This window comes from Pseudomonas sp. PDM10 (assembly GCF_014852295.1).
In the GTDB taxonomy this organism is placed as follows: Bacteria; Pseudomonadota; Gammaproteobacteria; order Pseudomonadales; family Pseudomonadaceae; genus Aquipseudomonas.
In genome coordinates this window covers 685553-697826 of the sequence record NZ_JACVBJ010000002.1, presented here as the reverse complement: position 1 = coordinate 697826, position 12274 = coordinate 685553, and the positions used below count along the sequence as shown (strand labels likewise).

The following is a 12274-nucleotide window of genomic DNA, read 5'->3' as shown; positions in this document are numbered from 1 at the left end:
AAGCAGTTGCTTCCTTTTTAATTTGCTTTCGCAGACTTTTACCACCTATAACGAAAACCGAAATTGATACCGTAAGGTTGTTCTATGTTTTGACCTCTGCTGTACTCGAAGTCCGCATGCATGTTGAGGTTATTTGTCATTGCTACAGCTATGCCAGCGCCCAACTCCGCACGGGAACCTGACAGGTCGTTGTTGAAAACGTTGTTGTTGACTTGCACCTCATTATTTTTTGCGAATTCATGAGCCCATGCGGCGCGAAGGTACGGCTGTACCACACGTCCTTGTCCTAGCTCTATATTTCGGCCCGCGGTAGCGCCCACCTTGCCGAGTAACGAACGTGTGCGATCCCCTTCAGCTTGCAGGTCGTTGCTCAGGGAAAAATCCTTGCCCTGGATGACCACAGCTGACCATTCAGTGAAGGGTTCAAGGAAGTTGCCATTGTCGAAGTTGATGTGTTTGCCAAACTCGACAGAACCACCCAGCCCCGAGTTGTCATAATCTCCCTTGGCCCGTGTTCCATCGCTCAACCCCACTTTCGCGTTATTACGGAAACGGTTGGCCTTCAACACACCGTCGAAGTAATAGCCTGTCTGGGTGTCTAACCAGGTCACATAGGCACCCAGGTAGTAACTTTCCACGCGGCCTGAAGTGCCGGCATAGAGATTGAGATCAGACTGGCTTTGACCCGCCAACACCCCCACTAACCATTGGCCATCTCCAAGAGGAAGCGCCGCATCCGCGCCCAGGGTGAAACCTTGCTGGGTTTGTTGATAACCGACGCCTGAGCCATCGGCAATGTTGTACTTGTTGGCATAGGTGCGCCCCCACGCGCCGCTCTGGCCGCCGTTGAAACGCAGTTCCCCCATGCGAGTGCGCAACGAGGTCAGCTCACCCAGCCAAACGGTCGATGCGGTATTGAAGAGCGCAAGTACAGAACGCGCACCAGGACTCACTATTCGGGTGCTTGGATCAAGTATCCAGTCATTACCGCTTTTCGCCAGGCCGTAAGAAAAGGTTCCAAGTTCAACCGCTCCGTTCACCAGAGAAAAGTTTGCGTCGCCACCTGCTGTTTGAACCACGCGAATAGGCTGGCCGGCAGCAGGATCCACGCCGCTGCTGGCGATCAGCAGTTCATGATTGCCAGTGGCGGTTCCGGTGACATTTAGCAAGTCGGTTCGGCCCGTGCTGAAATCCGTTCCCATCACGAATCGACCGTTACCGGAAAGGTTGGTCACATTCAATTGATAGAAAGCATTGGTGTCCCCAAATACTACGGATCCCCCGCGATTGAGGATGAGGCTGTCAACCTGGCTGTCACCCACCAATACCCAGCGGGAAGAGTCATTGATCGTGGTGCTGGCAACGTTTTCCAGGCGGCCAGTCAAAACCGAATCGTTTTGCAGTACCAGCTGTATGGCACTGCCTTGCTCGGAAACGATGTTCCCATTCAAGGTACTGCCATTGACGGTCATGGAGACATTGGCACCGCCCCTCACATCCAGCAAAGTACCGTTGCCGGCCAGCAATCGGGAATTGTTCAGCGAGAGGGTCGCAGCCTGAGTCGAAGCGTTGTTGAAATCGACCACAATCGCCGAACCGGTGCTCCCCTGGACAGTGGTGTTTTCAAGCGCCAATACAGCGGGTTGTGCGTCATTCACGTCAACATCGATACGTATGCCGTCTTGTCCACCGATAACAGTGCTGTTTCGGGCAATGGCTTGTCCACTGCTCAATCGAAGCCCGTAACTCGTGGCCCCGGTACCTTGAATAATTGAATCGCTGACATCCAGGGTGCTATGAGCGCTGACCAAGGCACCTCCCAGAACACCTGTAATGGTGCTCTTACCCGTCACGACAACGTGGGAGCCAGTCTGAGTCGCTGTATTGCGAACCGCCTGCAGCCCCAGACGATTGCCGGTAACAGTGCTGTTATTGATGGTGGCATCGCTATTGGTCAGCAGGACAGCGGCAAGACCACCAGAGCCTGAAACGGTAGCGCCATTCAGATTGACGATCGATCCATTTCTGGCCGAAAGCTGCTGTGTAGTACTACCGGTGTTTACATTGAGTGTCGAATTATCAGACGTGATCTGAAGTGTTTGCGCGCCATTGACGGTCAGTGTGGCTTGCTGGCTCAAGCTCCAGCTTTCTGGAGTGCCGCCATTGATGGTCACATCCCCCCCTACAATGGGCGCAGCGCTGGCGTATGAGTGATAGAGAGAAAGCAGCAATAAGCTCGTTGCTGTCGAGCCACACGTATTTATAACCTTTGAAAAAACAATTCCTCGCATGGGGCACCTGCCTTAAATAAAACTTAAATGCCGACACTCTGAGCAGGTCAGCTATTTGAGGGGCGCTAGGTTAGCTGGGCGTTTCGCAAACCTCTGTAGGACTTGTCCTGTTTTGCGACTGGAAAAGTCCTCAGAATTAAGCCCTGACTATTGACTTTAAATATTAAAGATACGGCGAGCGCACCGCGCTCACCGCGTCATTACAATCAATCTTGAGGTTACGTTTCCTCGCAATATTTGCCCCCGTTATCTGTCAGAAATACGCCGTGTTCAGCTGGCAAGGAGTCCGGCGTTGGATTATTACCGCCCCCCCCCCGAGAAATGGAGTAAGTAACCCGGCCTTTTCCGAGATGGGCCGGTTTAAAGTGATCTTCATATATGCCTATATGAATCAATGCACCATTATCGGGATATGTTCCGCTAATGTCGTGGGTCGCTGTCGTTTCTGTGCCTGAAATGGGAGCGGGAGGCACTGCATTATCATACGCCACCCATTTCACGGTAATGGTCTCTCCATCAACCGTGTACTGATTCTTTTTTACGAGCACAGTCAGGTTTCGTCGTGTCGTTCCGTCACCTGGATTATTGCTGCTAGGAAAGTTCAGGGTTGGGCAACTGATCCTTCTAAGAGGCCCGCCAAGATACAAGACTTCAGGTGCAACCATTTCGATCGGAAATTCTTCTACAGGAATATCTTTTAGCCTGGATGGCGTTGGATTCACCCCGGTTAGCGTATACAGCGTATAGCGCAGCACCTTGGTTCCGCTTTGCTGTGTAAGCACCGTCCCCCAAGGCAGATGAATAGGAAGGGCTGTACCTTCTTGTCCTGTCGTCAATGCAATGGTGTTACCAATCTTGACATCATCATAAAAGACATCGATCAGCCAACCTTCTTCCGTTGGTGGGGCAGCAAAAAGATCAATCGTGATCTCGATTCCGGTATCGCCGTGATCCGCTTCGAGAATTTCATCGATGCTGCCCTTTGTCGTTTTCAACTTCGGCGCATCCAGCCCCACAAGAATTGGATCAGGACCCACGAATGAAACATCCACATCAACGTTCGCTTTATCCGTAGCTATCTCACGAGTCGAGCGGAACATTTTATAGCTGACTTCCGTAACCACGCTGCCATCGGTATTGCCGTACACCTCTTTTACAAGATCATAACTGGCAAAGAACGATAGTTCGGTATTCGTCCCTACCCTTTGTTCCGGAGTAATTTGCTTTCCGCCCCAATAAACAACAACGGTGTCGGAGTCTGCGTTGGGTGTTGGTACAGTTACCTTTATTTCGACGCCCCTGGAATCAAGTTGAGTGTCAGCCAAGTCGATCAAACCATCGCCATTTTGACCGTTCGCCAATGGGATCACTGGCGGCAAGATAACGTTAGGATCAGGCAGTATAACGACCGTTCGCTGACTGGGATTTGATCTTTTCCCCCGGTTACCCGGCAGGTCTGTCGCGACATATATAAGCCGGTTTGTACCCTCATCCTTTTTAAACACGTCAACCGGGATCAAAGCTTCCCCAGCCGTCAACGTACCCTCAAACACCGGTGTGTCGCGGTCCGGATCAGGTGCAGGCCCCCAATAGAATCGGTAAATGTCACTTGGGTGATAGGTCGGGGAGACGGCAGGCTTGACTGGAATCCCAAGCTTGCCTTCGAGATACGCCTCATCAATCGGGTCGTTCGGGCCCAGATCTGCTGGCCATGTAGGGGCCTTTGGCGTGAGGTCTGAAGCGGGGTTCTTTGTTTTGTAGGGAGCTGTGCTGTCAATCGCGTACGAGATAGGCGGCGAAATCGACTCATTCGTTGCGCCCGCCCACAGGATGTACCTAAATTCATATTCGGTCGGAGTTTCTGGAGTGTCCTCCTCCTTCATGAAGCTTAATGGAATCTCGAAAGGCACACTCCAGTCCCTGCCAGCCACTGGACCCAACTCAATAAAATGTGGGTCGGGAACAATATTCGTCCAGTCAGGGGCTCCTTTTCTTCGAGCCTGCGGCTGTAGTAGATCGTCGTCATATTCCTCGGCTGGTTTGGGTATGGTGTACTGTAAGGGCGATAGTAATTTGTCGATGGGGATACGAAGGTCGCCACCGGGTAACGTTTGTGCCAAGAGGGTAGGAGGCAGAGCTTCAGAAAGAACACTTCCACCCTTACCGAGTTTTTCTTGAAGCACTGCCATTCTGGACAATTTCGCCTGTTCAACTTTAGCATTCATGTTCGCCATCTCCATTGCCTTCACAATTAATTGCGACACGACCCCAAGAAGCAATCAGCCTCTTCGTACGCTTTTGTTCGCCACTCTTGATATCCATGCCAAACTCAAGGCCCGCACGGAAGTTCGTTTCCACTTATAATCCTGTCAATTTTCACCACTGCCAACTCTGAAGTACCTACAAGTTTCGCACCTCGATATATGAGATAAACGACAGTGGCAGAGTCATCATTCACCATCGGTTTTATATGAGTTTCGTAAGGTTCAATGACCAGGGAATATCCTTCACGTATGTCTTGATCACTTAACGATGGCCGGATGACGCTCTTCCGAGCGCTGCTGATTTCCGGGCCACTTCCATTCAGTGATGAATAACCCCGCCAGAGTACTTCGCAACGATCACCGACCCTGAACCCCTGAAGCGCTGGGATTTCGACTTTTACCCCCTCCCACATTGGAGGTATCGTTGAGCAATTCAGATACCCGTCCGAGTTGACATTGGGAAACCTGGCTTCTTTAAGATCTATTGGGGCAGGTGTGTGATCAATAGTCAGTCGCCGCTTAAATGATTCAGATGGATTTCCTGCGCTGTTGACAAGCTCATACCACAACTCACCCGCCCCATTATTATTCAGATGCTCCGGGCCGATTCGGATAATAAATTCGGGCCTCATATCCTCTGGTTTATAGGTGTTAGATATTATTGCTGGGGGTTGCCCAATCTGTTCAAAAAAGACCGTCAGCGTATCGCTCTCTTCCGGCTCCTTCGCCGGTTCAGGCCATAAAGGAACAACTACTTCAATACCGGCCAGCAGCAATGGAAGTGGAATATGGCCCTCCGGGTCAATATTTGAATCGAGTACGCCGATGACTTTCGGTGGATCGTATATCGGAGGTTTATTAACTGCCATATCGGAAATCCTTCTCGCGATCGTAGGATTATTCTTTAGTACCGAAAGCTGCCGCTTACATGAATTAAGCGCCAGGTTTGGAAGGCTGGCTACTGTCACATTTGACAGGTAAAGCGACCGTTCGTCTGTTTTCCGCAGTATTTCAGGCATACATCTGCCCGCGACGACTTGACGCAGGCCTTGCATTTGATGCCTTATGAAACCGGTTTCAGTCTTTCACCGCTGAACTCCTGACAACTCCAATAACAAGGTCCACCACCGTGAACGACTTCTCCGCCGCCCAACGCAGCCGCGTGACCATGCTCGACGTCGCCGAACACGCCAAGGTCTCCAAGGCCAGCGTCTCGCGCTTCATCGGTGATGACCGTGCCCTGCTCTCCGATGCCATTGCCCTGCGCATCGAGCAGGCGATTGCCGAACTGGGCTATCGCCCGAACCAGATGGCCCGCGGCCTGAAGCGCGGACGAACCCGCCTGATCGGCATGCTGGTGGCCGATATCCGTAACCCTTATTCGATTGCCGTGATGCACGGGGTGGAAACCGCCTGCCGTCAGCACGGCTATAGCCTGGTGGTGTGCAACACCGATCGCGATGACGAGCAAGAGCGTCAGCACCTGGCGTTGTTGCGCTCGTACAACATCGAAGGCTTGATCGTGAACACCCTCGGCCATCACCGCGACGAGTTACGTGAACTGCACCGGGAAATGCCGCTGGTGCTGGTGGATCGCAAGGTCGAGCAGCTGGAGAGTGATCTGGTCGGCCTGGACAATCCGGCCGCCGTTGAAATGGCCCTCGCCCATTTACAAGAACGCGGTTATCGCGATGTGCTGTTGGTGACCGAGCCGTTTGACGGCACCAGTTCGCGGATCGAGCGGGTCAGCAGTTTCAAGGCGCAGATCGAGCAACGTCCGACGCTTCAAGGGACCATCGCCGAGACCGGAAGCGATCTGAGCACACGTTTGAAAACCTTCCTCGACACGCCCGGCCCCGGCCCGAAAGCGCTGTTCTGCGCCAACGGAATCGCCGCGCTGGCCACCACCCATTCGTTGCGTGAACTGAAGTGCAATCTTTTCGAGGATGTCGGCCTGATCGCCCTCGATGATCTGGATTGGTATCCGCTGGTGGGTAGCGGGATCACTGCCCTCGCCCAGCCGACGGCTGAAATTGGCGCCAGTGCGTTTGAGTGTTTGCTCAAGCGCTTGCGTGGTGATGACGGGCCGGTGCGGACCCTGGATTTTTCGGCGCGGTTGATTGTGCGGGGGTCGACCGATGGACATTCTCGATGAGGCCGGTAAATTCACCACAAAACATCATCAATATTTTTTTGAACCAAAATGAAACCGGTTTCAGAGGTATATAACAATGAATAAACCACCCGTTTCCATCAGCCTGTCGAGCTACGGCGCCGACCTTGTTCGCCAACGCGGCCAAGGCAGCTTCATCGATGTATTGGCCGCCGCGGGCGCCACGCGCATCGAATGGCGCGAAGAACTGCTGACCGTCGAAGACCCCGCGCAACTGGCCGATGCCACGCAGGCCCAAGGCCTCGAAAGCGTGTATTCCTCGCCGATGGAGTTGTGGCTGGCCGGCCAGTCAAAACCCAATCCCGAACTGATCTCTGCGCTCCAGCGCGCCCAGGCATTCGGTGCCAAATGGCTGAAAGTGTCCTTGGGGTATTTCACCGACAACAGCGACCTCCAGGCCTTGTCCCGCGTACTGGGCAAAAGTGCGGTGCAGTTGCTGGTGGAGAACGATCAAACCTTGCACGGCGGCCGCATCGAACCGTTCCAGCGCTTTTTCACTGAAATAGAGCAACATAAGCTGCCGGTCAAAATGACCTTCGACATCGGTAACTGGCATTGGCAAGACCAGTCCGCCGCCAGCGCCGCACGGTTGCTCGGTCGCCACGTCGGCTATGTGCATTGCAAAGCCGTGACGCGCCGGGCCGACGGCAAACTGGTCGCCATGCCGCCGGCCGCCAGTGACCTGCATCTGTGGGAACAACTGCTGCGGCACATGGCCCAAGGCGTGATGCGGGCGGCGGAATATCCGCTGCAAGGCGACGACCTGGTGCAGTTGACCACCGAGCACGTCGCCACCCTCGCCCGCCTCGGTCAAACCCGGTTGGAGAGCGCTCATGTCTGAGATCGATATTCTGTCGTTCGGCGAAACCATGGCGATGTTCGTCGCCGAGCAGAACGGTGATTTGGCCGACGTCGACCGTTTCCACAAACGCATTGCCGGCGCCGACAGCAATGTCGCGATTGGCTTGTCGCGGTTGGGTTTTAACGTGGCCTGGTTGAGCCGGGTGGGCGCTGATTCGCTGGGACGGTTCGTGATCGACACGCTGGAAAAGGAAGGTCTGGATTGCAGCAACGTCGACATCGACACCGCGCACCCCACCGGTTTTCAGCTCAAGTCGCGCACCGACGACGGCAGCGATCCGGTGGTCGAGTACTTCCGCCGTGGGTCGGCGGCGAGTCATCTGTCGCGGCAGTCGATCGCGCCTGAATTACTGAACGCCCGGCACTTGCACGCCACCGGCATTCCCCCGGCGCTGTCCGAAACGGCCCGGGAAATGTCTTTCGAATTGATGACCCGCATGCGCAATGCCGGGCGCAGCGTGTCCTTCGACCCGAACCTGCGCCCGAGCCTGTGGGCCAGCGAGCAACAGATGATTACCGAGATCAACCGCCTCGCCACCCTCGCCCATTGGGTGCTGCCGGGGTTGAGCGAAGGCCGATTGCTGACCGGTTTCGAAGACCCGGCCGACATCGCAGCGTTCTACCTCGACCAAGGCGTAGAAGCCGTGGCGATCAAACTGGGCCCGCACGGTGCGTATTACCGCACTCATCTGGACCAGGGTTTCGTGGCGGGCGTGCCGGTGGAAACGGTGGTCGACACCGTCGGTGCCGGCGATGGTTTTGCCGTCGGCATGATCAGCGCCCTGCTGGAAAACCACAGTTTTGCCGACGCCGTGAAGCGTGCCAACTGGATTGGCAGCCGCGCGGTGCAAAGCCGTGGGGATATGGAGGGGTTGCCGACCCGGGCTGAACTCTGCACTGAATTTGAAACTGCCAATCGCCAGCAGGCTGGCTCCCACACTGGATCTGTGTCGATCACGCAACCTGTGGGAGCCAGCCTGCTGGCGATGAGGCCCTGACAGACCATCGATTTATTGAACCTGCTGCGACAAAAACAACAAGCTCAGGAGCACCACTATGAAAACCGCAACACTCGCCGCCCGCCGCTGGTGGTACATCATGCCGATCGTGTTCATCACCTACAGCCTGGCGTACCTGGACCGCGCCAACTACGGGTTCGCCGCCGCCTCCGGGATGGCCGCCGACCTAATGATCACACCGGGCCTGTCGTCGATGCTCGGCGCACTGTTCTTCCTTGGCTACTTCTTCTTCCAGGTGCCGGGCGCGATCTACGCCCAGAAGCACAGCGTGAAGAAGCTGATTTTCGTCAGCCTGATTTTCTGGGGTGGCCTGGCCACGTTGACCGGGATCGTCTCCAACGCCTATTGGTTGATCGTGATTCGCTTCATGCTCGGGGTGGTCGAAGCGGCAGTGATGCCAGCGATGCTGATCTATCTGTGCCACTGGTTCACCCGTGCCGAACGCTCGCGCGCCAACACCTTCCTGATCCTCGGCAACCCGGTGACCATGCTCTGGATGTCGGTGGTCTCGGGGTATTTGGTGCAGCATTACAGCTGGCGCTGGATGTTCATCATCGAAGGTTTACCGGCGGTGCTCTGGGCGTTTATCTGGTGGCATCTGGCCGATGACCGTCCCGCTCAAGCCAAGTGGCTGAGCGATCAAGAGAAGCAGGATCTGCAAAGCGCCCTGGCCGCCGAACAGGTGGGCATCAAAGCGGTGAAGAACTACGCCGAAGCTTTCCGCTCGCCCAAGGTGATCATCCTGGCCTTGCAGTTTTTCTGCTGGAGCATCGGCGTCTATGGCTTCGTATTGTGGCTGCCGTCGATCCTCAAGGCTGGCGCACAGATGGACATGATCGAAGCCGGCTGGCTCTCGGCGCTGCCGTACCTGGCCGCGGTGATTGGCATGCTGCTGGTGTCCTGGGGCTCGGACAAAATGCAGAAGCGCAAACGCTTCGTCTGGCCGCCGCTGCTGATCGCCTCGATTGCTTTCTATGGCTCCTACGCCTTGGGCGCTGAACACTTCTGGTGGTCCTACACCCTGCTGGTGATTGCTGGCGCCTGTATGTACGCGCCTTACGGTCCGTTCTTCGCGATTATTCCGGAAATCCTTCCGGCCAACGTCGCGGGTGGCGCCATGGCGCTGATCAACAGCATGGGCGCGCTCGGTTCGTTTGGTGGTTCGTATCTGGTCGGTTACCTGAACAGTTCCACTGGCTCGCCGGGTGCTTCTTACCTGTTGATGAGCGGCGCGTTGATGCTCTCGGTGGTGCTGACGATTTTCCTCAAGCCCGGCGCCAGTGACCGGGTCGTGGCCAAGGCCGTTGTGCAACGGTCCACAGCCGCTCATTCCTGAATTGAAGTTGAGATGATGACGATGAAAAAGCACGTTGTGCTGTACAAGAAACTCTCGCCGCTGCTGATGGCTCGCCTTCACGAGCAGGCCGAGGTGACGCTGATCGACAACCTCAATGCCGACGGCTTGGCAGCGCTGCGCGAGGCCCTGCCCCGCGCCCACGGGTTGCTCGGTGCGAGCCTGAAACTGGATGCCGGATTATTGGATCTGGCACCTGATCTGGAAGCCATCGCCAGCGTCTCCGTGGGGGTCGACAACTACGACATCGACTACTTGACCGAACGACGGATCCTGCTCAGCAACACCCCGGACGTGCTCACCGAAACCACGGCCGATACCGGTTTCGCGCTGATCCTGGCGACCGCCCGGCGCGTGGTGGAACTGGCGAACATGGTTCGCGCCGGTCAGTGGAAGCGCAATGTCGGTCCCGCACAGTTCGGTACCGATGTACACGGTAAAACCCTGGGCATCATTGGCATGGGACGGATCGGTGAGGCGCTGGCCCAGCGTGGGCATTTCGGGTTTGGCATGCCGGTGATTTACCACAGCCACTCGCCGAAACCGGCGGTGGAACAGCGGTTCAATGCGCAATACCGCAGCCTGTCGGAGCTGTTGCAGCAGGCGGATTTCGTTTGTCTGACTTTGCCGCTGACCGCTGAAACCGAAGGGCTGATCGGGGCCGAGCAGTTTGCCTTGATGCGCCCCGAAACCATCTTCATCAACATTTCACGGGGCAAGGTGGTGGACGAGGCGGCGCTGATCCGGGCCTTGCGTGAGGGGCAGATTCGCGCTGCGGGGCTGGATGTATTCGAGCGTGAACCGCTGAACACTGACTCGCCGCTGTTGCAGCTGAACAACGTGGTGGCGACGCCGCACATTGGCTCGGCGACGCATGAAACGCGGGAGGCGATGGCCACGTGTGCGGTGGACAATCTGCTGGCGGCGCTGGCCGGTGAGCGGCCGAAGAATCTGGTGAATGTCGGGGCGTGGAAGGCTTAAGAAATTCAGCGCTTGTCAGTCAGTCTTCGCGGGCAAGCCCGCTCCCACAGGGTTTTGTGAACGCCAGAGATCCCTGTGGGAGCGGGCTTGCTCGCGAAGAGGCCGGCAATGGCAATACAGACTTTCAGGCCCGACGCGCTTCCAGCAAGTCCGCCGCACACAACGCAATCCGCCGGCACGCATCCGCCAGCTTCAGCTGATCCACCACCAACCCCAGTCGAATATGCCCCGCCGCACTCGGCCCGAACGCTTCACCCGCCAGCACCGACACGCCATAACCTTCCAGCAGCCGCTCGGCAAAACCCTGGGCACACAACCCCGTCTGGCGTACATCGATCATCACGAACATCCCGCCATCAGGCCGGATCGGCCGGATGCCCGGGCAATCCCTCAGACGTGCGCACACCAGGTCGCGACGCTGGCGATACTCCTCGCGCATCTGCGCCACTTCCGGCAGGTCCTCATCCAGCGCCAATTGCGCGGCGTTCTGAATGAAATCCGGAATGCCAAACAGCATGCACAACGACAAGTGCACCAAGTGTTCGGCCAAAGGTTTCGGCCCGATCACCCAGCCCACGCGCCAACCGCTCATGGCGTGGGATTTGGACAGGCTATTGATGGTCGCCGTGCGCTCAGCCATGCCCGGCAGGCTCGCCGGGCTGATGTGCACGCCTTCGTACAACAGATCGCTGTAGACCTCGTCGCTGATCAGCCACAGGTCGTGACGAACACACAGCGATGCCAGTTCCTGCCAGACCATCAGCGGCAAACTGGCGCCGGAAGGATTGTTCGGACTGTTGAGCAAAATGGCACGGGTCTTGGGTGTGATCAGCGCCGCGACATCCGCCGGATCGACCCGAAAGCCGTTCTCTGGGCGCACCGCCACCGGCACCACCTTGGCCGCGCAGGCACCGAACACGCCTTCATAGGTCACGTACATCGGCTCGGCGACGATCACTTCATCGCCCGGGTCGAGCAGGCACTGCGCGACCGAATACACCGCACACTGCGCGCCCGGCAGCACGATCACATGATCGGCCTCCACCGCTTGACCACTGCGACGTCGATGGCGCTTGGCAATGCTGTCGCGTAACCCCCGACTGCCACGTACTGACGGGTAGTGGGTGTCACCGGCCAACAAGCTATCGATGCACGCCTGAACGATGGGCTGCGGCGTATCGAAGTCGGGATCGCCGATCGATAGCAACAGCACATCAACCCCCTGCTCAATTAATTCCAGTGCTCGGTCATGAATCTGCCAGGCCGCAGCGCCGTCACCGGCGATTCGTTTGGTCAAGGCTGAATAGCGCATGTAATTCTCCAGTCGCGCA

Annotated in this window: 9 protein-coding genes; 5 read left to right on the top strand and 4 right to left on the bottom strand. The window is 56.5% G+C overall.

Annotated features, from left to right (window positions below; translation table 11 throughout):
• Positions 1 to 38 precede the first annotated feature (38 nt).
• The 3 genes from IB252_RS09800 to IB252_RS09790 all read right to left on the bottom strand — a co-directional run bounded on the left by IB252_RS09800 (position 39) and on the right by IB252_RS09790 (position 5424).
• Entirely contained in the window at positions 39 to 2282 is a 2244-nt protein-coding gene (locus IB252_RS09800; RefSeq protein ID WP_412548167.1) for an autotransporter outer membrane beta-barrel domain-containing protein, read from the bottom strand.
• A gap of 227 nt (positions 2283 to 2509) precedes the next feature.
• Entirely contained in the window at positions 2510 to 4516 is a 2007-nt protein-coding gene (locus IB252_RS09795) for a hypothetical protein (protein WP_192408346.1), read from the bottom strand.
• Between the two features lie 104 nt (positions 4517 to 4620).
• Positions 4621 to 5424: a hypothetical protein gene (locus IB252_RS09790; protein WP_192408345.1), complete on the bottom strand. Its 804-nt coding sequence runs from the start codon at positions 5422 to 5424 to the stop codon at positions 4621 to 4623.
• A 260-nt stretch (positions 5425 to 5684) separates the two neighbouring features.
• On the opposite strand from IB252_RS09790, the gene IB252_RS09785 reads away from it, so the two are divergent.
• The 5 genes from IB252_RS09785 to IB252_RS09765 all read left to right on the top strand — a co-directional run bounded on the left by IB252_RS09785 (position 5685) and on the right by IB252_RS09765 (position 10943).
• Complete coding sequence (locus IB252_RS09785; protein ID WP_192408344.1) at positions 5685 to 6710, top strand: LacI family DNA-binding transcriptional regulator; 1026 nt, start codon at positions 5685 to 5687, stop codon at positions 6708 to 6710.
• A 76-nt stretch (positions 6711 to 6786) separates the two neighbouring features.
• Positions 6787 to 7569, top strand: coding sequence for a sugar phosphate isomerase/epimerase family protein (locus IB252_RS09780; protein WP_192408343.1), 783 nt, complete (start codon positions 6787 to 6789; stop codon positions 7567 to 7569).
• On the top strand, positions 7562 to 8587 hold the full coding sequence (locus IB252_RS09775; protein ID WP_192408342.1) for a sugar kinase: 1026 nt from the start codon (positions 7562 to 7564) through the stop codon (positions 8585 to 8587). The genes IB252_RS09780 and IB252_RS09775 overlap by 8 nt, the downstream gene beginning before the upstream one ends.
• A gap of 58 nt (positions 8588 to 8645) precedes the next feature.
• The gene (locus IB252_RS09770; protein WP_192408341.1) at positions 8646 to 9944 is read left to right on the top strand and encodes an MFS transporter; all 1299 of its coding nucleotides are present in this window, start codon (positions 8646 to 8648) and stop codon (positions 9942 to 9944) included.
• A 21-nt stretch (positions 9945 to 9965) separates the two neighbouring features.
• The gene (locus IB252_RS09765) at positions 9966 to 10943 is read left to right on the top strand and encodes a 2-hydroxyacid dehydrogenase (RefSeq protein WP_192408340.1); all 978 of its coding nucleotides are present in this window, start codon (positions 9966 to 9968) and stop codon (positions 10941 to 10943) included.
• A 124-nt stretch (positions 10944 to 11067) separates the two neighbouring features.
• On the opposite strand, the gene IB252_RS09760 is transcribed toward IB252_RS09765, so the two are convergent.
• Positions 11068 to 12255, bottom strand: coding sequence for a pyridoxal phosphate-dependent aminotransferase (locus tag IB252_RS09760; protein ID WP_192408339.1), 1188 nt, complete (start codon positions 12253 to 12255; stop codon positions 11068 to 11070).
• Positions 12256 to 12274 lie beyond the last annotated feature (19 nt).